General features: G+C 62.9%; 18 protein-coding genes. 9 read left to right on the top strand and 9 right to left on the bottom strand.

Annotation, left to right across the window (positions count from 1 at the left end):
* Positions 1 to 222: 222 nt before the first annotated feature.
* Positions 223 to 1842: an ABC transporter substrate-binding protein gene (locus ACAD63_RS09440; RefSeq protein WP_135707037.1), complete on the top strand. Its 1620-nt coding sequence runs from the start codon at positions 223 to 225 to the stop codon at positions 1840 to 1842.
* A 121-nt stretch (positions 1843 to 1963) separates the two neighbouring features.
* On the opposite strand, the gene gabT is transcribed toward ACAD63_RS09440, so the two are convergent.
* The 5 genes from gabT to ACAD63_RS09415 all read right to left on the bottom strand — a co-directional run bounded on the left by gabT (position 1964) and on the right by ACAD63_RS09415 (position 8629).
* Positions 1964 to 3256 (bottom strand): 4-aminobutyrate--2-oxoglutarate transaminase, encoded by a 1293-nt coding sequence (gabT, locus tag ACAD63_RS09435; RefSeq protein ID WP_434033825.1) that lies wholly within the window; start codon positions 3254 to 3256, stop codon positions 1964 to 1966.
* Between the two features lie 345 nt (positions 3257 to 3601).
* Positions 3602 to 5080, bottom strand: coding sequence for an NAD-dependent succinate-semialdehyde dehydrogenase (locus ACAD63_RS09430; protein WP_135707035.1), 1479 nt, complete (start codon positions 5078 to 5080; stop codon positions 3602 to 3604).
* Positions 5081 to 5105: 25 nt separating this feature from the next.
* The gene (locus ACAD63_RS09425; RefSeq protein ID WP_135707034.1) at positions 5106 to 6758 is read right to left on the bottom strand and encodes an ABC transporter ATP-binding protein; all 1653 of its coding nucleotides are present in this window, start codon (positions 6756 to 6758) and stop codon (positions 5106 to 5108) included.
* On the bottom strand, positions 6758 to 7642 hold the full coding sequence (locus tag ACAD63_RS09420) for an ABC transporter permease (protein ID WP_135707033.1): 885 nt from the start codon (positions 7640 to 7642) through the stop codon (positions 6758 to 6760). Before ACAD63_RS09420 ends, ACAD63_RS09425 begins: the two co-directional genes overlap by 1 nt.
* A gap of 30 nt (positions 7643 to 7672) precedes the next feature.
* Complete coding sequence (locus ACAD63_RS09415; RefSeq protein WP_135707032.1) at positions 7673 to 8629, bottom strand: ABC transporter permease; 957 nt, start codon at positions 8627 to 8629, stop codon at positions 7673 to 7675.
* 497 nt (positions 8630 to 9126) lie between these two features.
* Here ACAD63_RS09415 and ACAD63_RS09410 point away from each other — a divergent pair, with 497 nt between their 5' ends.
* Together ACAD63_RS09410 and ACAD63_RS09405 are read left to right on the top strand one after the other, a co-directional pair.
* Positions 9127 to 10047 carry a GNAT family N-acetyltransferase gene (locus ACAD63_RS09410; RefSeq protein WP_240746053.1) on the top strand — a complete coding sequence of 307 codons (921 nt, stop codon included), beginning with the start codon at positions 9127 to 9129 and terminating at the stop codon, positions 10045 to 10047.
* A 203-nt stretch (positions 10048 to 10250) separates the two neighbouring features.
* The gene (locus ACAD63_RS09405; RefSeq protein ID WP_116294987.1) at positions 10251 to 10745 is read left to right on the top strand and encodes an Lrp/AsnC family transcriptional regulator; all 495 of its coding nucleotides are present in this window, start codon (positions 10251 to 10253) and stop codon (positions 10743 to 10745) included.
* On the opposite strand, the gene ACAD63_RS09400 is transcribed toward ACAD63_RS09405, so the two are convergent.
* Positions 10709 to 11293 (bottom strand): helix-turn-helix domain-containing protein, encoded by a 585-nt coding sequence (locus ACAD63_RS09400; RefSeq protein WP_434033824.1) that lies wholly within the window; start codon positions 11291 to 11293, stop codon positions 10709 to 10711. The two genes, ACAD63_RS09405 and ACAD63_RS09400, sit on opposite strands and share 37 nt — an antisense overlap.
* Positions 11294 to 11339: 46 nt before the next feature.
* On the opposite strand from ACAD63_RS09400, the gene ACAD63_RS09395 reads away from it, so the two are divergent.
* Entirely contained in the window at positions 11340 to 12233 is an 894-nt protein-coding gene (locus ACAD63_RS09395; protein ID WP_434033823.1) for an HpcH/HpaI aldolase/citrate lyase family protein, read from the top strand.
* 35 nt (positions 12234 to 12268) lie between these two features.
* Here ACAD63_RS09395 and ACAD63_RS09390 read toward each other — a convergent pair whose 3' ends face one another.
* Positions 12269 to 12478 carry a hypothetical protein gene (locus ACAD63_RS09390; RefSeq protein ID WP_135707031.1) on the bottom strand — a complete coding sequence of 70 codons (210 nt, stop codon included), beginning with the start codon at positions 12476 to 12478 and terminating at the stop codon, positions 12269 to 12271.
* 180 nt (positions 12479 to 12658) lie between these two features.
* On the opposite strand from ACAD63_RS09390, the gene ACAD63_RS09385 reads away from it, so the two are divergent.
* Together ACAD63_RS09385 and ACAD63_RS09380 are read left to right on the top strand one after the other, a co-directional pair.
* Positions 12659 to 14122, top strand: a complete 1464-nt coding sequence (locus tag ACAD63_RS09385; RefSeq protein ID WP_135707030.1) for an aldehyde dehydrogenase family protein — start codon at positions 12659 to 12661, stop codon at positions 14120 to 14122.
* A 108-nt stretch (positions 14123 to 14230) separates the two neighbouring features.
* Complete coding sequence (locus tag ACAD63_RS09380) at positions 14231 to 15556, top strand: NAD(P)/FAD-dependent oxidoreductase (RefSeq protein WP_135707029.1); 1326 nt, start codon at positions 14231 to 14233, stop codon at positions 15554 to 15556.
* Positions 15557 to 15671: 115 nt separating this feature from the next.
* Here ACAD63_RS09380 and ACAD63_RS09375 read toward each other — a convergent pair whose 3' ends face one another.
* On the bottom strand, positions 15672 to 16967 hold the full coding sequence (locus ACAD63_RS09375) for an NAD(P)/FAD-dependent oxidoreductase (RefSeq protein WP_135707028.1): 1296 nt from the start codon (positions 16965 to 16967) through the stop codon (positions 15672 to 15674).
* Positions 16968 to 17004: 37 nt separating this feature from the next.
* Positions 17005 to 17670, bottom strand: a complete 666-nt coding sequence (locus ACAD63_RS09370) for an HAD family hydrolase (RefSeq protein ID WP_135707027.1) — start codon at positions 17668 to 17670, stop codon at positions 17005 to 17007.
* A 124-nt stretch (positions 17671 to 17794) separates the two neighbouring features.
* On the opposite strand from ACAD63_RS09370, the gene ACAD63_RS09365 reads away from it, so the two are divergent.
* The 3 genes from ACAD63_RS09365 (at position 17795) to ACAD63_RS09355 (ending at position 19999) form a co-directional block, all read left to right on the top strand.
* On the top strand, positions 17795 to 18787 hold the full coding sequence (locus tag ACAD63_RS09365; RefSeq protein ID WP_135707026.1) for a LysR family transcriptional regulator: 993 nt from the start codon (positions 17795 to 17797) through the stop codon (positions 18785 to 18787).
* A gap of 125 nt (positions 18788 to 18912) precedes the next feature.
* Complete coding sequence (locus tag ACAD63_RS09360; protein WP_135707025.1) at positions 18913 to 19164, top strand: hypothetical protein; 252 nt, start codon at positions 18913 to 18915, stop codon at positions 19162 to 19164.
* Positions 19165 to 19330: 166 nt separating this feature from the next.
* Positions 19331 to 19999: a haloacid dehalogenase type II gene (locus ACAD63_RS09355; protein ID WP_135707024.1), complete on the top strand. Its 669-nt coding sequence runs from the start codon at positions 19331 to 19333 to the stop codon at positions 19997 to 19999.
* The last annotated feature ends 55 nt before the right edge of the window (positions 20000 to 20054 follow it).

Below are 20054 nucleotides of genomic sequence, written 5' to 3'. Positions count from 1 at the left end.
AAAGATTCGTCTGCCGGAGGTGCCAGCTTTGCAATTGGATGCGGTCGCGCAGCGCCCAACGGAAACAAATGCTGGTGCGGGTTGACTAGCATGAAGCACCTGAAGCCGATCCTGGCAGTCGGCGATCTCGGAAAAAATAAAGAAATTGCGGGCCAAGCCCGAGGGTCAACAGCATTCCGCCTGGGGCACAGTCCTCGTGCCCCGGCACCAAAGGAGCAGACGATGAGCGATAGCCGTAACCAGTTGGAAAACTTTATCGGCCCCAGCGAAAGCCTTCGCATGATGGAAGCGCTCAAAGGCGGCGCCACCCGGCGCGATGTCCTGAAGATGCTGCTGGCGGGGGGCATGCAGGCCACGCTGGCCGGCGGCCTGGCCGGCGCGGCGGTCGGCGCGCATGCGCAGACGCCCAGGCGAGGCGGGCGCATCCGCGTGGCGGCAGCCACGGCTGCCGCTTCCGATACCCTCGATCCGGCCAAGCAGTCGAACCAGAACGACTACGTGCGCTGCAACATGGTGTACAACGGACTGACTTCGCTGGACCGAAGCCTGACGCCGCGGGCGGCGCTGGCGGAGACGTTCAACACCACGGACGCCAAGACCTGGGTCTTTACGCTGCGCAAGGGCGTGACCTTCCACGACGGCAAGGCGCTCTCGCCGGCCGACGTGGTGTACTCGATCATGCGCCACAAGGATCCGGCCACAGCCTCCAAGGCCAAGGTGCTGGCCGAGCAGATCGAAAGCGTGAAGGCCACCGGCCCGAACGAGGTCACGGTGGTGCTGAACAGCCCCAATGCCGATCTGCCGGTCATTCTGGGTACGTTCCATTTCCACATCGTCAAGGACGGCACCACCGACTTCAACGCCGGCATTGGCACCGGGCCTTACAAGATCAAGGAGTTCAAGCCCGGCGTGCGCACACTGGTGGTGCGCAACGACGCGTACTGGAAGCCCGGGAAGCCTTACCTCGACGAGATCGAGTTTGTCGGTATCGGCGACGAGAGTGCGCGCGTCAACGCACTGCTGTCCGGCGGCATGGACCTGGTCGCGATGATAAACCCACGCGCCGTGGCGAGGATCAAAGGGACTCCCGGCTATGCCGTCCTCACGACGCAATCCGGCCAGTACTCCGACCTGATCATGCGCAAAGATGTGGGCCCCGGCACGAACCCTGACTTTATCCTGGGCATGAAGTACTTGCTGGACCGCCAGCAGATGAAGCAAGCGATCGCGCTTGGCAATGCGGTGGTTGCCAACGACCAGCCCATCGACCCCACCAACCGCTTCTATTTCAAGGATCTGCCGCAGCGGCCGTTCGATCCCGAGAAGGCGAAGTTTCATCTGCGCAAGTCGGGCGTGACCGGCAAAGTGCCAGTGGTGACATCGCCGGCCGCCCTGTATTCGGTCGAGATGGCGCTGGTGTTGCAACAGGCAGCGCAGCGTGCGGGTCTGGAGCTCGAAGTCAAGCGCATGCCGGCAGACGGGTATTGGTCCAATCACTGGCTCAATAGCCCCGTAGGGTTCGGCAACGTGAACCCACGGCCCAGCGCCGACACCATTCTCACTCAGTTCTTCAAGTCCGACGCGCCATGGAACGAGTCCCGCTGGAAGAATCCAAAGTTCGACCAGTTGCTGCTGGCCGCGCGGGCCGAAACCGATAACGGCAAGCGCAGTCAGATGTATGCCGACATGCAGGCGATGATTCACGAGGATGCGGGCATCGGCATCCCGCTGTTCCTGGCAAGCATCGACGCCCATACGACCAAGCTCAAGGGCCTATCGCCCATCCCGTTGGGAGGTCTGATGGGCTACTCGTTTGCCGAGCATGTGTGGCTCGATGCCTGACTGGCCTCTGTAGCGGCAGATGAGGCAAAGGCTCCCTACGCTGTAGGGAGCCGCGGGGCTTTCATGCGCGCCCAGCGAAATTGCTGTGTGCCGGGCGCCGTTCGCGGCGCCGGTGTCCTGGTTATTGCTCAGCGTTAGTGGCCAGCGCAATGGCCGCGCGCAGGATCTCCATGGCCTCCTGAGCGGTTTCCAGGCTGGTGTTCAGCGGTGCCAGCAGGCGTACGGTATTTCGATGCACGCCGCATTTGATCACGAGCAAGCCCCCTTCGCGGCAGCGGTCGATAACCGCTTGCGCGAAGGCCGCGTCAGGCTGGAACGGGTCGCCGTTCTTGACGAACTCCAACGCCAGCATGGGGCCCAGACCGCGCACGGTGCCGATGGCGGGGAACGCCCGGGCGAGCTGATCGAGCCCTGCACGCAGTGTCTCGCCTAGTCCGTGTGCCTTGGAGAGAAGCTGTTCCTCCTCAAATACGTCGAGCACGGCCAGCGCGGCGGCGCAAGCGAGCGGGTTGCCACCATAGGTCCCACCCAGGCCTCCCGCTGCCGGCGCGTCCATGATCTCGGCGCGCCCGACCACGCCGGACAGCGGCAAGCCACCGGCCAGGCTTTTCGCGACGGTGACCAGGTCCGGCTGGATGCCCGCATGCTGGAAGCCGAACGTCTTGCCGGTGCGGCCGAAGCCGGCCTGGATCTCATCCAGGATCAGCACGATGCCATGCTTTTCCGTCAGTGTGCGCAGCGCGCGCAGGAACTCGCTTCCGGCAGGGATGAAGCCTCCGTCGCCTTGCACGGGCTCTAGAATAATGGCGGCAACGCGGTCGGGCGCGATCTGCGTCGCGAACAGGTCTTCAAGGGCGCGAATCGCGTCTGCGCTGGAAAAGCCGCGGAACGCATCCGGGTACGGCGTGTGGTAAACCTCGCCGGCGAGGGGCCCGAAGTTCTGCTTGTAAGGAGCGCTGATGCCTGTGAGGGTAGTGCCGAGCAAGGTTCGTCCATGGAACCCGCCACGGAACGCGATGACCCCCGGCACATTGCGGTAGGCGCGTGCGATCTTGATCGCGTTCTCGACGGCCTCCGCGCCTGTTGTCGCGAATAGGGTCTTGTAGTGCGCCGCGCCGCCGACGAGTTTGTTCAGCCGCGCGGCCAGCTCGACATAACCGTCATAGCCAACCACCTGGAACGCCGCATGGGTAACGCGACCCAATTGCTTGCGCACCGCCTCGACAATCTTGGGGTGGTTGTGGCCGATGTTCTGCACGCCAATGCCACCCACAAAGTCGATATAACGGCGGCCTTCCACATCCCAGATGTAAGAGCCTTCGGCCCGGTCCGCGAAAACCGGATGGGCGGTGACGATGCCGTGAGGCACATGTTGCGTACGGAGCGCGATAAGGTCCTGGTTGGACTGGGTCATTGCACTACACCTCTTTTTTCAGGTTCCGCGAAGCCGGGGTCGCGGTGAGTTGTGAAGGAACTGGAGCCGGCAAGCGTTTCTGCACGGGGCGGTCCTGGCCGCCGTGCAGCCTTGTCGTTCACGCTGGCTGACGCTAATCGTGAAGACGAGTATAGGGAGGATGCCGGAGGCGCTTTGACGGATTTCGCTCCCTGTATTGGTAGCGAATCCTGTTGTAAGGAGGGGAACAGCAGTTCCTTCGTTGGCCGGATGATCGCGTCCGTCGCCGACGTTGAAATGCGGAGCGGCCGGCAAGGCCGGCCGCTCCGCATGCTGACGAGAAAAGCCTTCGCCTGACTCAGCCGCTCAGTCCAGCTGGCCCTGGCACACGTACTTGATGTGCATATACTCGTCGAGGCCGTGCCGCGAGCCTTCGCGCCCGTATCCGGAATCCTTGACGCCGCCGAAGGGGGCCGCTTCCGCGGCCAGTGCGCCTTCGTTGACGCCAACAATGCCCGTCTCCAGTGCATCAGCCAGGCGCCAGATCCGTCGAACGTCAGTTGAGTAAAAATACGCGGCGAGGCCGAACGGCGTGGCATTGGCCGCCTCAACCACATCGGCCTCGGTATGGAAGCGGGTCACGGGCGCTACGGGGCCGAAGGTTTCCTCGCAAGAGCATTGCATGGACGCATCCGCATTCACCAGCACGGTCGGCGCGTAGTAATTCGGACCGGTGCACTGCGCGTTGCGAATGCGCTGGCCGCCGACCACCACGCGGGCCCCACGGCTCAGCGCGTCCTGCACATGGCGCTCGATCTTGTCCACCGCGCGCGCGTTGATCATCGGGCCGATCTGCGCCGCCGGGTCGGTCGCGGGACCAACGACCAGCGCACCGACGCGCGCGGCAAGTTTGTCGACAAAGGCATCGTGGACCTTGTCCTGGACATAGATCCGGTTCGGAGACACGCAGGTCTGTCCGCCGTTGCGGAACTTTGCGGCCATCAGCCCGTCGACGGCCGCGTCCAGATCCGCATCGTCGAACACAATGAACGGAGCGTTGCCGCCAAGCTCCAGCGACAGCTTCTTCAGCGTATCGGCGGAGCGGCGTGCCAGGTGTTTGCCGACGGGCGTCGAGCCGGTAAAGGTAATCTTGCGCACGCGTGCATCATCCAGCCACACATCGACGACTTCGGCAGCCCGCTCGCGCGAGGCCGTGACGATGTTCAATACGCCCGGCGGCACGCCGGCCTGCTGGGCAAGCTTTACCAGTGCGAGGGAGGTCAGCGGGGTATCTTCCGCCGGCTTGCATACCACAGTGCAGCCGGCAGCCAGCGCGGGGGCAATCTTGCGTGCGATCATTGCGGCAGGGAAATTCCATGGCGTGATCGCGGCGACGACGCCAACCGGCTCGCGCAGCGCCAGCATGCGGCGGCCCTGTACCGGCGCGGCGATCACGTCGCCATCCGCTCGCGTGGCTTCTTCCGCGAACCATTCGATATAGCTGGCCGCGTACAGAACCTCGCCTTTGGCTTCCGCCAGCGGCTTGCCTTGCTCGCTGGAGATCAGCCGGCCAAGGTCTTCCTGGTGGCTGACCACGAGATCGTTCCAGCGCTTGATGATCTGCGCGCGCTGTTTGGCCGGGGTCTTGCGCCATGCGGGGAATGCGGCATGGGCGGCGTCGACGGCGCGGAGCGCGTCGGCAGCGCCGCTATCCGGCGCGGTCGCGAAGGCTTCTTCCGTGGCGGGGTCCACCACGGACACGGTGCGGTCATCGGCCGCACTGCACCATTCGCCGCCGACAAAGTTGCGGCCGGGAAGCAGGTCTTGGTTCAGGTACAAAGGCATGAAAAGAGATCTCCGTGAAAATGAATCAGGCGGCGCTGCGTACGCCTTGTACCGCGCGCGCGCCTTCGATATGCAGGTTGACTTCGTCGATCCAGCCGCGGCGCAGCTCCGGCACGGAGCGGGCGAGCAGCGTGAAATAAGGATGATGCGGTCCGCGTTCGTAGTCCTCGTGTGCGACCTGCGTGACCTTGCGGCCGTCCTGCATCACCACGATCTCGTCGCAGATGGCGCGCACGGTATGCAGGTCATGGCTGATGAACAGATACGAGACGCCAAGTTCCTTGCGCAGTTCCGCCATCAGGTCAAGGATTGCCGCACCGACCACGGTGTCCAGTGCGGAGGTAATCTCATCGCAAAGGATCAGTTCCGGGTCGGCCGCCAGGGCGCGCGCGAGGTTCACACGCTGCTTTTGCCCGCCGGACAGGCCGCCGGGCAGGCGTTGGGCCACGCCGGACGGCAGGCGCACCAGATCAAGCAGTTGACGAATGCGGGCGCGTTGGGCTTCGCCGCGCAGTCCGTGGAAGAACTGCAACGGTCGCGCGAGGATATCCTCGATCGTGCGAGCCGGATTGAGCGCGGTATCGGCCATCTGGAATACGATCTGGATACGCCGCAGCTCTTCGCGGCTGCGCTGCGCGACGGTCGGCTTCAACGAATGGCCATTGAACGCAATGCTGCCACGGCAGGGGGCGACCAGCCCTGCAATCGCACGCGCGAGCGTGGTCTTGCCCGAACCAGACTCGCCGATGACGCCGATTGCCTGGCCGCGGTACAGCTTCAGGTCCACGCCCTCCAGGATCTTCGAGGCGGGCTGGCCGTGCGCGTCGAGCGGACCATAGCCGGCCGACAGGTCGCGTACCTCTAGCAGCAGGGGACTCTTGTCCGGATCGACGGTGGCCCCGGGGCGCTCGGCGGGCTTGGCGGCGGCGAGCAGGCAACGGGTGTAGTCGTCCGCTGGCTGGTACAGGATCTGGTCCGTCTCGCCCAGTTCGCGCATCTTGCCGTCGCGCAGCACCAGGATATGGTCCGCGACCTGGGCCACCACGGCCAGGTCATGGCTGACATAGACCGCAGTGGTACGGCGTTCCTGCACGGCGCGGCGGAATACCCGCAGCACTTCCACCTGCGTGGTGACGTCCAGGGCAGTGGTCGGCTCGTCGAGGATCACAAGATCTGGATCGGTGATCAGAGCCATCGCGGCCATAAGCCGCTGCAGCTGGCCGCCGGATACCTGGTGCGGATAACGCTCACCGATGGATTCCGGATCCGGCAGTGCCAGTTCCCGGAACAGCGCCACGGCTTTCTCTTCGGCAGCGTCGCGATCCATGAGGCGATGGATCAACGCTGGCTCGACAACCTGGTCCATGATGGTGCGGGAGGGGTTGAACGACGCTGCCGCACTTTGCGCAATGTACGTGATCTCGCGCCCGCGCAACCGGCGTTGTTCGCCCGCAGGCAGGCGAAGCACGTCATGGTGCCCGACCCGGATGTCGCCGGAAATCTCGCAGCCGTGGCGTGCATAGCCCATCAGCGCCAGCGCGGTGGTGGTCTTGCCGGAGCCGGACTCGCCGATCAGGGCGAGCACTTTGCCAGGCTCAATTTCAAAGTCGACGCGGTCGACCAGCGTCGCGGGCCCGGCGGTAACGCGGAGGTTGCTGACCTTTACAGACGTGCCCATTACTTGACTCCATTGCGTGCCGAGCGACCCGGCAGGTTGTCGATGACGAGGTTGACCGCAAGGGTCAGGCTGGCAATGGCCAGAGCCGGCGCCACCACGGCCATGCTGCCGTCGGACAGCGCGCCGATGTTCTCGCGTACCAGCGAACCCCAGTCGGCATCGGGAGGCTGGATACCCAGGCCAAGGAAGCTCAGGCTGGCGAGCAGCAGCACGACGTAGACGAAGCGCAGACCCAGGTCGGCCAGCATCGGGCCGATGATGTTGGGCAGGATTTCCTGGCGCATGATGTAGGCCGTACCTTCACCGCGGGTGCGGGCGACGGTCACGTAATCCATGGCATTGATGTTTACCGCCAGCGAACGCGCAATGCGATAGGCGCCCGGTATGTAGATGATCGCTGCCGTGATGGCAAGCATCCAGACCGACGAGCCGAAGGCCGCGACCATGATCAGTGCGAACATCTTGCTTGGAATCGCCGTGAGCGTATCGAGGCCGCGGCTCATGCAGGCATCGATCCAGCGGCCGCTGACTGTTGCCAGCAACGCCAGCGTAATGCCGATGCCGCTTGCGCACAGCGTGGATACCAGTGCCACGCATACGGTATAGCGTGCACCCAGAATCACCCGGGTCAGCATATCTCGCCCCAGGTAATCGGTGCCCAGCCAGTGCTGCGCGCTGATGGGCCCGAAGATCTGGATTTCGCCAGTGGGCGAGCCGTCAGCGTTGATCAGGATCGGGCCAAGTACGGCGGCAAGCAGCCAGCCAAGCAGAATCAGGCAGCCGATCCAGGCCGTGAAGCCCATGTAGGGCAGGCGCAAACGTCGGCAGCTTTTGCCGACGGCGCTCGCTGCGGCGGTTGCTTGCGTATTGGATGTGGTGGACATGAGTAGCGGCTCCAGCATGCGTTCAGGGCATCAGCGGTGGCGCAGACGCGGGTTAGCGACGATGCCGCATACATCGGCAAGCGTTACGAGGGTCAGGAACGCCGCGCAGAAGATCATGGCGCAAACCTGGACGACGGGCATGTCGCGCTGGGCGACACTATCCACCATCAGCTTCGCAATTCCCGGATAGTTGAAAATGGTTTCGACGATGATGACGCCGCCGAGCAGGTAGGAGAGGCTCAGCGCGACGGCATTGGCGATCGGGCCGATGGCGTTCGGCAGCGCATGGAACAGCACCATGCGGGTGGGGGATGCGCCTTTGAGCCGCACCATTTCGATGTACGGCGCATTGAGCTGATCGATCACCGCGGCCCGCGTCATGCGCAGCATTTGTGCAACGATCACACAGCAGAGGCTCAGCACCGGCATGGCCAGGGAACGCAGCACCTTGTCCCATGGTTCGTTGTTGCCGATATAGGCAAGAGCGGGCAGCCAGCGCAGCTGTACTGCAAATAGCAGGACCGCCAGGGTGGCAACCAGGAATTCCGGCACGGACACCACTGCCACAGCACCGAGGCTGACGCTGCGGTCGAACCAGGTACCACGGTAGACCGCCGCCAGGATGCCAAGACCCAGTGCCACCGGAACGGAGATCAATGCGGTCAGGCCTGCCAGCAGCAGCGAATTCGGTAGACGGCTGCCGATGGCTTCCGAAACAGGCATGCGCGTGACGAGGGACTCGCCTGCATTTCCCGTAAGCATGCCGCCCAGCCATTGGGCGTAGCGGACCGGCGCTGGCACGTTAAGGCCCATCTGTGTGCGCAGCGCGGCCAACGCTTCAGGCGTGGCGTCCTGGCCGAGTTGCTCCTGTGCGGCATCGCCGGGCAATACCGCGGTGATCGCGAAAACGATGGCCGAGACGGCCAATAATGAGATCAGCGCCAGTCCGACGCGCCGCGCCAGCAGGCGCAGGATGAACAGGTTCACGGTGTCTCCTTTCTTGGTTGATAAACAGGGCCGCTTGGAACCGCCCGTCGGACTGTGCATCCGGATCAGAGCGGTACGGTGCACCGATTTCCAAGCCCCGTGTGGACACTTCGTGCCAGGAGTCTCGATTCGGTGGAGACGGCGCTAATATATGTTCCGGTTGCTTAAAAAGTTTCCGAAGGTGTCTTTTCCGACATGGCCGCCGTGGGGGGCTGGCCTCTACGCTGCAGGCTTCATGGTGGGACTCGAAAGCGGCCGCGCGTGCTACGTTGCATCTCCCTGACATTGAAGCATGTAGGGCCAAAGGCTTTGTGGGGTATTCCGAGTCATGGCAGTCAAAGCTGCGGTTTCATGCGCGCGGTTTGGCATTGCATGCCACGTGCACTTGGGATGGGCATGTGCACTGCAGCATTCTTCGGGATTACCCTATTGTTGGCGCATTATTGGTGCGCGCTCACGCAGCAACTTTTTCCTATCCGGATCTGCCGGTTCATCGCATGATCTACGCTACTAATTCGTCCGGCGACGACCATACCGCAATGAACTCCGCCCAGCATCCAGTGCATGCCACCGAACACCTTCCCGTGATCAGACCGATGGTCCTGTCAGACTTGCCTGTCGCTCTTTCTCTTTCCGAAGCAGAGCGGTGGCCGCATCGTGCCAGTGACTGGAAGACTCTGCTCGCGATGGGCGAGGGGCGAGTGGCGGCGGTCGAGGGCGCCGTGGTTGGTGTAGGCATGCGCTGGCTCTGGGGGGAGCGCGGTGCTACCGTCGGCCTCGTCATTGTTAACCCGGCATTCCGTGAGCGGGGCATCGGGCGCAGCTTGTTGGAAGCACTGTGTGCGGGTCTGGACAGGCGCGCCGTGCTGCTTCACGCCGCCGGGATCATTCACGGCTTCTATGGAAGTATGGGGTTCGAACGGATTGGCGAAATTCACCAGTACGAGGGCAAGGCTTTGCAGGCGCCCTTGATGCCCCTGCCTGAAGACACCCGTCTGCGCCCAGGGGGACGCAATGACATGCAGTTGCTGGTCGAAATGGATGAGCGCGCAGGAGGCGTTGTCCGCGAAAAACTAATCCAGGCCTGGCTGCGCCATTCCATCGGCACCGTGGTACTGGATCATCCCGACGGTCCACAAGGTTTTGCGATTCTGCGGCGCTTCGGCCGCGGCGCGACAATCGGCCCTGTCATCGCCCCTTGCCCGATGGCGGCCAAGGCAATGATTGCGCACCTGGCGGGCCTGGTCACTGGGCGCACGCTGCGCTTGGACGTACACGCCCATGGGGAACTCGAGGAATGGCTTCCTGGTCTTGGCCTGTCCCGCGTCGCAGATGCAGCCGTTCTCTTCCGGGGCACTCCTTATTCCCCTGTCAGGCCATTCCTTTCATTTGCGCTCGCCGATAAGGCGATCGGGTAGTGTGGCGAACGAAGAAGTAGTGCGGTGCGCACATTCTCGCGGCGCGCCAAGCAACGGCTGCGCGACGTACAGGGAATTTGCCAGGCGACCCGCGAGTGTGAGCATAGGGGATTTTGACCCGCAACTCTCCCCGGGCGCGCCCCGGTTGCCCTGACCGGCGCATATGACGACAATGTGATTCAGTCACCCTGCCTTGAAAGACCATGTCCGCCCCCATCAAACTTGACCGGCTTGACCTCCGCATTCTCGCCCAGTTGCAAAAGAACGGGCGCATGACCAACGTGGATCTCGCCGACGCAGTTGGCCTGTCTGCGAGTCCCTGCCTGATACGGGTCAAGCGCCTGGAACAGGCCGGCTATATCGGCGGATACAGCGCGCAAATCCGCATGGACAAACTCGGCGACATCCTTACGGTGTTCACCGAGGTCACCCTGGAGGACCACCATCGCGAAGATTTCGCGCGCTTTGAAAAGGCCGTGTACGCGATCGACGAGATCGTCGAATGCCATCTTGTCAGCGGAGGCTATGACTACTTGCTCAAGTTCATCACCCGTGGTGTCAATCATTACCAGGAGCTGATGGAAAGTTTGCTGGAGCGCAATATCGGAATTGAAAAGTACTTCAGCTTTATCGTCATCAAGTCGCCATTCATCAAGACTCACTATCCGATTGAACGGTTGTTTCCGTTGGCAACTTGATGCACCGGGATACAGGGAGAGTGATCGGCACCGGCAGATGCGGACTTCATCGCCGTTTGGAACTGCCGTGGTGTCATGCCGCATTGGCTTTTCAGGCAGCGTGTCAGATGGCTCTGATCATAGAACCCGCACTCATGCGCCGCCAATGCCGGAGTGTGGCCCTGCCCAAGCAAACACTGCGCGCGATGAATGCGCTTCAGGTAAATGTAGCGATGCGGGGTCACCCCTACCGTCAGCCGAAATACGGTGACGAAGCGCCCGACACTTAACCGGGATAGCTGCGCGAGAAATGGCAGCCGCAACGGCTCGCCGAGGTGACGATGGATGTACTTGAGCGCAGCGTCGAGACGAGGATGTGCGTGTTCGTCCAATGAGGGGGCGTGGGCGTGCATCGGGTAAGCGGCAACGGTCAGGATGATGCCATCCAGCATAAAAGCACCATTGCCGTGCAAGACGCTGATTTTGACGCCGCCGCCAAGAGCAAATTGCGAACTGTGCTGCTCGGAACGCAGAAACTGCGGTACCCGGCGTGTCTGACCAGCGTGCACAGAAGGCGCCGTACCGGAGCGCTAAAGGAATTGAAAGCCAGACACTATGCACAAAATCATGCCGCAACATTTGCGTTCCTTGCTATTCGTGCCTGCTGATAGCGATAGAAAACTCGCCGCCTCACTCAAGGCAGGTGCCGATGGCCTGGTGTTTGATTTGGAAGATGCGGTCCCGGAGCATGGGAAAGACGAGGCCCGCCGGAAGCTGGCGGGCTTTCTTGCCGAGCACCGTCTTTCGACAGACGCACAAGTGCTGGTGCGGGTCAATGGGCTGGCATCCGGGCATATTCTTCACGATCTGGCCGCAGTGTTGCCGTATCAACCCGATGCGATCGTTCTTCCAAAGTGCAGGGGGGGCGAAGATGTCCATCGCCTGTGCGATTTTCTTGCCGCGCTCGAGCATGTGTTGCTCAATGGCGCATGGGAGACGGGCATTGTGGCCATGGCCACGGAATCATCCGAAGGTGTGTTTGGCCTGTCTTCGTACCGGAATGCGCCGATGCGTCTGCGCGCCTTGATGTGGGGCGTCGAGGATCTGGCGGCCGATCTGGGCATTCGCTCGTCCCATCAGGGACGGGAGCTTACCTCGCCATTCTCGGTGGCACGAACGATGTGTCTGTTAGCCGCTGCGCAGGCCGGTATAGATGCCATCGATGCGGTCAGTACAAACCTGTCCCACAACTTCGAGATCGGTCACGAGGCGGCCCTTGCCCGGCGCGATGGCTTTGCCGCCAAGGCGGCAGCCCATCCGTCCCATATTGCCGCGATCAATGAAGCTTTCATGCCTCATGCGGAAGAAATACAGTGGGCGAGACACGTCATCGAAGCATTTTCAAAAGTCGGAGCCTCCGGCGTTGCCAGGCTTGGCAATGCGATGATTGACCGCCCGCATCTGCGCCTGGCCCATCGCATTCTTTGTCGAGCGGAGGGGGCGGACTGATTGCCGCGACTCGGCCTTGCCGGCATTCTCACCGATCAATATCGCGTGGTCGACATCAAGCCGATGAACGAGGAAGCGCATCGACCGGCATCGCCCAGAACAGGGTGAGGCTTGACTAACTCGAAGCGGGCGGCCAGAAGATGCGCATCCTGCACGCCATTCACCCGCTCGGCACGGCATGCTGGCGGCGTGTCATAAAACAGCAGCTTCGTGATGATCAGCCGTGCGTTTCGCGACAAGCGCATGGCGACTCTATGTTGAAATGACAGTGACCGAAAAGTTCACTCATTCGCTACCTCAGCGAGACATAGACGCGCCACTGCCATGAAACTCAATACGTACTGGATCGCTTTCCCAGTCGCGTGCACGCCCCCCGACCTGGATGATGCCATGCATCGGAAGGGCTTGTGCAAAGGACGGCTCTGATGAAACACGCCATCATTGAGCGCCTGACCAGCGCGGGTCATCTGGATCGTATCTTCATCGACGGCGCGTGGGTTCGCCCTGCAGGGCAAGCGGGGGCGGCCGTCACCGACCCGTCGACCGAAGATGTGGTTGCAGAGATCGCCTTGGGCAGCAGGCAAGACGTCGCCGCCGCCGTTGCCGCCGCCAGAGCCGCCTTTGCCGGGTGGTCCGTCAGCTCCATACAGAGCCGGACGGCTCTTCTCAACCGTGTGCACCAGCTCATACTCGAGCGGGCCGAGGTGTTCGCCGAGGCAATCTCGCTGGAGATGGGCGCTGCCATCAGCGTGGCGCGCAGTGCGCAGGTGCCGGCCGGGGCAGCGCACATCCGGGTGGCCTGCGACGTCATGAGCGGTCATCCCTTTATCTCGCATCGGGACGGCATCACGATCGCGCGTGAGGCCATCGGCGTGTGTGGCCTCATCACGCCATGGAACTGGCCGCTATATCAGATCACCGCGAAGGTAGGCCCTGCACTGGCAGCAGGATGCACCGTCGTGCTGAAGCCTAGCGAGCTGTCACCCTTCAGCGCCTTGCTGTTCGCGCAGGTGATGCAGGACGCGGGCGCTCCGCCGGGCGTGTTCAACCTCGTGAACGGGGAAGGACCGGAGGTCGGTGCCGCGCTGGCGGAGCACCCGGACGTGGACATGATTTCGATCACGGGTTCTACCCGTGCAGGTGTTCTCGTCGCGCAGGCGGCGGCCGTGACGGTCAAGCGTGTAGCGCAGGAACTGGGTGGCAAGTCCCCCAACGTCATCCTCCCGGATGCGGACCTCGCGCGAGCCGTGCCGGCGGGTGTGGCGGCGGCCTTCCGCAACGTCGGACAATCCTGCAGCGCACCCACGCGCATGATCGTGCCGCGCGATCGCCTGGCCGAAGTTGAGCAGATCGCTTGCGAGGCGGTTGCCCGCCTTGTGGTCGGCGACCCGCGCTCGGTACAAACCACGCACGGACCGGTGGCGAACGGCGCGCAGTTCAACCGTGTGCAAGAAATGATTGGCGCCGGCCTTGCCGAGGGCGCGCGGCTGGTCTGCGGCGGCCTCGGTCGGCCGCCGGGCCTGGAGCGCGGGTTCTACGTACGGCCGACAATCTTCTCGGACGTGCATCCAAAAATGCGCATCGCTCAGGAAGAGATCTTCGGGCCGGTGCTTTCGATCATTGCCTACGACAGCGTCGACGAAGCCGTGGAGATCGCCAACGACACCATTTATGGTCTGGGCGCCCATGTGCAGGGCCGAGATCTGGACGCGGCGCGAGCCGTGGCTGCGCGGATCCGCGCCGGCCAGGTGCATATCAACTATCCGGCATGGAATGCCCACGCTCCCTTCGGCGGCTATAAGCGCTCGGGGAATGGTCGCGAATACGGATTGGAAGGCCTGGAAGAGTATCTCGAAACGAAGGCCATCCTTGAACACGGCGACGAATAGCCAGCATGCAGGCCGCCATGATCTTGCCGGACGGCGGAGCGCAGAGCGTGTTGCCGGGTTCAACCTGAAACAAAACGTGCAAGACAAATAATGCGAGGAGATCCATCCATGTCCCAGCCCTTGCGTCTCATCGAGAGTACCTCATCCCTGCCGGCCCATGCCGACGCCGTAGTGATCGGCGGTGGCATCATCGGCGTTTTTGCTGCGTACTACCTGGCCCGGCGCGGCCTTTCGGTTACCGTAGTAGAAAAGGGCCGCATCGGCGCCGAACAATCGAGCCGCAACTGGGGCTGGTGCCGCCAACAGAACCGTGACGCGCGTGAATTGCCTATGGCCTCCAGAAGCCTCGAGCTATGGGAGCGGTTCGCCGAAGAAACCGGCGAGGACACGGGCTTCCACAGGTGTGGTTTGCTTTACCTCAGCAACGACGAAGACGAGATTGCACGCTGGGCCAGATGGCGAGATTTCGCCAGAACTGCCGGCGTGACAACCCACATGTTGAGCGGGCGCGAGGCCAGCGAACGGGGTCGGGATACTGGCCGCGTATGGAAGGGTGGCGTGTTCTCGCCCAGTGACGGTACGGCCGATCCAGCCAAGGCAGCTCCGTCGGTGGCTGCGGCGCTCATGAAGCTCGGTGGCACCGTGCTGCAGAATTGCGCCGCCCGGGGCATTGAGCTTGAGGGCGGCCGCGTCAGCGGCGTCGTCACCGAAGCCGGAACCATCAAGACCCGCGTCGCGGTGTTCGCCGGAGGTGCGTGGGCCTCTTCGTTCTGTCGCCAACTGGGCATTCGTTTTCCCCAAGCTACCGTTCGCCAGTCCATCGTGCGCGTGTCTGGGGTGGCCGGGCATCTCCCTGACGCCCTGCACACCGCGCGCGTGTCCATCACCCGCCGCAGCGATGGCAGCTACAACCTTGCCATCAGCGGGCGTGGACGCGTGGACCCGACGGCGCAACTGATGCGCTTCGCGCCGCAGTTCCTGCCCATGTTTGCCAAGCGCTGGCGTAACGTGTTTCCAGGCGGGTTGGAAGGGATTCGCGCAGGCCATGAAACACTCGCGCGGTGGCGGCTGGATGCACCAACCCCCATGGAGCGGATGCGAATACTCGACCCAAAGGCGGATGCGGCGGCGGTCAAGCAAACCTATCGTCGTGCTGTCGAACTGATGCCTGCACTGGGCCAGACCGGCATCGCCAGTGCCTGGGCCGGCTTTGTGGACAGCACCCCTGACGGTGTGCCGGGGATTGGCGAAGTGCCGGAGATCCCCGGTTTCATCCTGGCAGCGGGCTTCTCCGGGCATGGGTTCGGCATCGGCCCCGGAGCGGGCCACTTGATCGCAGACCTGGTGACCGGTGACGAGCCGATCTTCGATCCTGCCCCGTACAACCCGGCGCGCTTCAAGCAGTCGGCCTGGGGCAAAGTGGCCGACTTCTGAAGGTGCACTCCAGGACAGTGAACCGGCGCGGCTGATGTTCACTCAGCTGTTCCTCAATGCAGGCGCGCAGGCATGCGGATGACCATGCCTGCGCGCCTGCATTGGGACGTGCGCCTCAGTCGAGCCGATAGCCCGCCCCCAGCAGCCGCTCCAGACGCTGGGACAGTGCCATCGCGGCGGTTCGCGCAAAACCCTGCACCGCCAGCACGTGACGTCGGTAGATAACGCGGTGCACCAGCTTTGCCAGTGCGCCCCGTACCTGCCAGCCGTCGCTGCTGCCGGGCGCGAGCAGATGGCACAACGCCATGTCGTCGGCCAACGAGATGACCGAGCCCCGATCGCGAAACGTGAACCTGGCTACGGACTTGCCGGCGAGCACACGTGGCAAGGCCCGGGCCAGGTAAATGGCTTGCTGATGCGCGACCTGCGCTCGCGTGGGAAGCTCTGCCTGTTCCCCAGCCGGGCGGAAGCTCGCGCAATCACCCAAGGCATAAATATGTTTGTCCTCCAGGGTCTGGAGCGTATCTCCCACCCGAACGCGTCCGTTGCGGGTGACCTGCAGGCCGATGTTCGACAGCACAGGCGATACGGTGACGCCGGCGGTCCATACCGTCACGTCCGCGGCAATAGGGGCCGCGCCTGCAATATGCAGGGAGTCCGGGCGGACCTCGGTGACGCGCGTGTTCAGCAGGATCTGGATACCCTGAGCCTGCAACTCGGCTGTGGTCCTGTCGGCGAGGCGACGATCCATGCCCGGCAGGATGTTGCCGGAAGCCTCGACGAGCAGGACTTCGGTGCCGCGGTCCGGATCGAGCGAATGGAGGCCGTACTGGCTCAGCACGCGCGACATCTGCCGCACTTGGGCGGCCAGCTGCACCCCGGTCGCGCCCGCACCGATGATGGCGACGCTGGCCCGCGCCGGACGGTCGGCCGCTTTAGCCTGCGACGATACGCGGCGCAGCGCATCCACGATCTGGGTCCGCGCATACTCTGCGCCCGGTACGCTGTCCAATGCCAGGGCGTGCTCACTCGCCCCCGGGACACCAAAGTACTGCGTGGTACCGCCGATGGCCAGCACCAATGTGTCATAGGCCAGCGTCGTCGTGTGCGTGACACCATCGCTTCCGGACGTTGTGATCGCTAGCGTGCGGTTGTCGCGATCCAGCGAGGTGAACTCGCCTTGTACGAAGCGGAAACCGTAGCGGCGCGCCTGGAGCGCGAAGGATGTGTGGTGGATGTACGGCTCAAGCTTTCCCGCGGCGACTTCGTGCAGCAGGGGCTTCCACAGGTGTGTCCGGTAGCGGTCCACCAGGACAATGTTCGCCAGCCCGCGATTGCCCAATTGCTTTCCCAGCCGGGCCGCCAGTTGAAGGCCGGCGGTTCCGCCGCCGGCAATGACGATCGTCTTCATTCCATCCCTCTCTGTGCGTTGGTGGTGCCACGCCGGCTCATGCCGGGGCGGCCAATGTCCTTAGGCGCGTGTAGCGCGACGTCTGGGCCAGTGCGCCTTGCGTGAATCGCATCTCGATGTCGTCGAAAGATGGCCACGACGCGGTGGGCCCGTCGGAAAGGATGGTTGCGCCATCGTCCTGGCGCCATACCTGCGCCATGTCGTCGTGCAGCCACATCGATGGCATGCCAAGCGCGGCGGTAGCACGGGCTTCACCGGCATTCGCACCGATGAACAGCGCGCGATCGGGAGGAACGTCAACGGCATGGAGCACGAGCCGCAGCAGGTCTGCATGGCCGCGGCCGTGGCCAAGCAAATCCGCCGTGGCAGTCACGGTAAAGCGATCGGTACAGGCGGGCTGGTCATAACGGTCAAGCAGGGCGCTCAGCATGCGTGACGACATCATGGTTACGATGGCAAGCCTGGCCCCGGCTTGCTCGGCTTCGCGCATCAGCTGTTCGGTTTGCCGGCGCACGGATAGTTTTGCTCCCGTGCTTGCCTGAACGAACGCCTCCTGATACGCCGCGCAGAAGTCTTCGCTGGTTTCGCCGGCAGGCGCCGCTTCCGACCGGGCCTGGGTGGCCGCTGCCAAGCCGGCCGCATGTTGCGCCTTAGTCTGGAACAGTACATGGTCGGCGGAAACAATCAGCAATTCGATCGACATGGTGAACTCCGTTGGTTTCGCAGAAGGCGAAGGGCTGGCTCGATAAGGGCTGTCGTTTGCACTGTACGCGGGAAAAATCATATTGAATAATTAAGAAACATATCCGACCGATAGGTTTTCTTCTATGAATAAGACCACCACCTTCCGGCAGCTCAATGCGATCGACGCGGTCGCGCGCCTCGGCGGCGTATCCCGGGCAGCCGAAGAATTGCACCTGACCCAGCCCACGGTTTCGCTGCAATTGCGGCTGCTCGAAGAAGCCACGGGCACGCCGCTGGTACAGCGCTCGGGCCGCGGCTTGCTGATGACGCCCGCCGGAGAGGTGATGGCAGGCTACGCCAGCCAGATACTCAAGCTATGGCGCGACGCGGTGGAGGAAGTGGCTGCCTTGCGCGGCGGCATCGCGGGGACCCTTCGCGTCGGCGCGATCACCACCGCTGAGTATTTGCTTCCCCAGATGCTGGTGGCGTTCACCCAATGCAATCCGGATGTGAAGATCGTGCTACGGGTCGGCAACCGGGAAGAGATCGTCCGCATGCTGGGAATGCACGAGATTGATCTTGCAATCATCGGCCGCCCGCCTTCCGAGCTCAGGACGAATGCGGTCGCCTTTGCCAAGCATCCGATGGCCTTCATTGCCGCACCCGACCACCCATTGATGTCACGGCGGCACAACACGCTGCGGGATCTGCTGACGGAAAACCTGCTGGTCCGCGAGCGCGGCTCAGGCACGCGCGATACCGTCGAGCGACTGTTCCGCGAGGCGGGGCTGCGCTTGCCGCATGGATCCGAGCTGTCCAGTAATGCGGCAATCAAGCGCATGGTCTCGGCGGGACTCGGCATCGCGTTTCTGTCGTTGCATGCCTGCACGCTGGAGTTTGAAGCGGGCTTGATCGATGTGCTGCCGCTGGCAGGCAATCCGCTGGAGCGCGACTGGTATGTGGCGCACCTGCCGGCTGTCCGATTGCCTCCGGTCGCGTCCGCATTCCGCGCGTTTCTGGTTGAGAACGGGCCTGAGGAGATCCATCGGCAACTCGAATCGTTCGATGGCATTCTCAAGCGGCTGCACCAGTCCGAACGTCGGCGTGCGAAGCTTAGGGGGAGCGCTCAGAAATAGGCCGGCACGATCCCGGCCCGCCTCAGCCACCGGGCACCAATCCGCTCAGATGAAGGGCGAGAAGCTGTGGCAACGCACCATCAGCGAGTCAATTTGCGAGATCGCTTTCACGATCGGATCGCGCCATGGCATCAAAACCCGCACCGTGCCGTCAGAAACTCTGGGTGCAACGGGTTGATCTGCCAGCAGGTAAGGGCAAGACGGTCGCGGCGACGAGCGTCATCGCCCGTGAATTTGATGCACCTGCCGGCGTCAAGCCAATCGAGTGGCGCGGCCTGACAAGTCGCAGCGAAGCCAGCCTCGATGATGCGATTGAGCTTATTGACTGGTGCCGCACGAGCCGTCGACGATGGGGACAATTGCGTATAGCCGCATGAGCTAGACGGCGTTCCGCAGAGTCTGCTGAGGGGGCTCGAATAATTGTGTTTTTGTATTGAGTGGCTCGAACTTTCAACGTCATATGGTGGTTTCACCGTGCTGTAATGAAGTCGTGGTGCTGCGACGGATCACCGCTCTTATCAACGAACTTTCAGGACTGCCAAGATGAGCTTCATGCGCCCTAAATACCTCACCTTCGACTGCTACGGCACGCTGACCAACTTCCAGATGGGTCCGCTGACCCGCGAGCTGTTCGCCGATCGCGTTGCCCCTGAGCAGATGGACCAGTTCGTCAAGGATTTCACTGCTTATCGCCTGGATCAGGTGACGGGTGACTGGCGTCCTTATGACGAGATCCTCAATACCGCCATCTCCCGCGTGTGCAAGCGCTGGGGCGTGGAATACCGCGGCGAAGGACAGCTTTACTACAACGCCGTGCCGACCTGGGGCCCGCATCCCGACGTGACGGCCGGCCTGGCGAAGATCGCCGACAAGATCCCGCTGGTGATCTTCTCTAACGCGATGGACGCACAGATCATGTCCAACGTCGACAAGCTGGGCGTGCCTTTCCACAAGGTATTCACTGCCCAACAGGCCCAGGCCTACAAGCCGCGCCTGCAGGCCTTCGAATACATGCTCGACAACCTCGGTTGCGGTCCGGAAGACGTGCTCCACGTTTCTTCGAGCTTCCGCTATGACCTGATGCCGGCTGAAGACATGAAGATCAAGAACAAGGCCTTCGTCGCCCGTGGTCATGAACAGCCGGGTAACGCTTGCTACAACTACCGCCAGATCGCCGATATCGGCGGGCTGGCCGGTCTGGTCGGCCTCTGACCAGCAATCGTCGCACCGCCTCGGCAAGGGGCGGTGCGCCGTTGTGCCGTATCCC

The sequence above is a fragment of the Cupriavidus sp. a3 genome (assembly GCF_051015765.1).
Taxonomy (GTDB): Bacteria; Pseudomonadota; Gammaproteobacteria; order Burkholderiales; family Burkholderiaceae; genus Cupriavidus; species Cupriavidus oxalaticus_A.
The sequence above is the reverse complement of the archived record's forward strand: the minus strand, read 5'-3'. Positions and strand labels throughout refer to the sequence as shown.

What these genes read in the sequence shown, in the direction of transcription:
- ACAD63_RS09370 (WP_135707027.1), bottom strand. Translation starts at nt 17,670, where the DNA reads ATGTCGATCGAATTGCTGATTGTTTCCGCCGACCATGTACTGTTCCAG.
- ACAD63_RS09375 (WP_135707028.1), bottom strand. Translation starts at nt 16,967, where the DNA reads ATGAAGACGATCGTCATTGCCGGCGGCGGAACCGCCGGCCTTCAACTG.
- ACAD63_RS09440 (WP_135707037.1), top strand. Translation starts at nt 223, where the DNA reads ATGAGCGATAGCCGTAACCAGTTGGAAAACTTTATCGGCCCCAGCGAA.
- ACAD63_RS09355 (WP_135707024.1), top strand. Translation starts at nt 19,331, where the DNA reads ATGAGCTTCATGCGCCCTAAATACCTCACCTTCGACTGCTACGGCACG.
- ACAD63_RS09410 (WP_240746053.1), top strand. Translation starts at nt 9,127, where the DNA reads ATGATCTACGCTACTAATTCGTCCGGCGACGACCATACCGCAATGAAC.
- ACAD63_RS09390 (WP_135707031.1), bottom strand. Translation starts at nt 12,478, where the DNA reads ATGCGCTTGTCGCGAAACGCACGGCTGATCATCACGAAGCTGCTGTTT.
- ACAD63_RS09430 (WP_135707035.1), bottom strand. Translation starts at nt 5,080, where the DNA reads ATGCCTTTGTACCTGAACCAAGACCTGCTTCCCGGCCGCAACTTTGTC.
- ACAD63_RS09420 (WP_135707033.1), bottom strand. Translation starts at nt 7,642, where the DNA reads ATGTCCACCACATCCAATACGCAAGCAACCGCCGCAGCGAGCGCCGTC.
- ACAD63_RS09360 (WP_135707025.1), top strand. Translation starts at nt 18,913, where the DNA reads ATGGCATCAAAACCCGCACCGTGCCGTCAGAAACTCTGGGTGCAACGG.
- ACAD63_RS09385 (WP_135707030.1), top strand. Translation starts at nt 12,659, where the DNA reads ATGAAACACGCCATCATTGAGCGCCTGACCAGCGCGGGTCATCTGGAT.
- ACAD63_RS09365 (WP_135707026.1), top strand. Translation starts at nt 17,795, where the DNA reads ATGAATAAGACCACCACCTTCCGGCAGCTCAATGCGATCGACGCGGTC.
- ACAD63_RS09380 (WP_135707029.1), top strand. Translation starts at nt 14,231, where the DNA reads ATGTCCCAGCCCTTGCGTCTCATCGAGAGTACCTCATCCCTGCCGGCC.
- ACAD63_RS09395 (WP_434033823.1), top strand. Translation starts at nt 11,340, where the DNA reads ATGCACAAAATCATGCCGCAACATTTGCGTTCCTTGCTATTCGTGCCT.
- gabT (WP_434033825.1), bottom strand. Translation starts at nt 3,256, where the DNA reads ATGACCCAGTCCAACCAGGACCTTATCGCGCTCCGTACGCAACATGTG.
- ACAD63_RS09405 (WP_116294987.1), top strand. Translation starts at nt 10,251, where the DNA reads ATGTCCGCCCCCATCAAACTTGACCGGCTTGACCTCCGCATTCTCGCC.
- ACAD63_RS09425 (WP_135707034.1), bottom strand. Translation starts at nt 6,758, where the DNA reads ATGGGCACGTCTGTAAAGGTCAGCAACCTCCGCGTTACCGCCGGGCCC.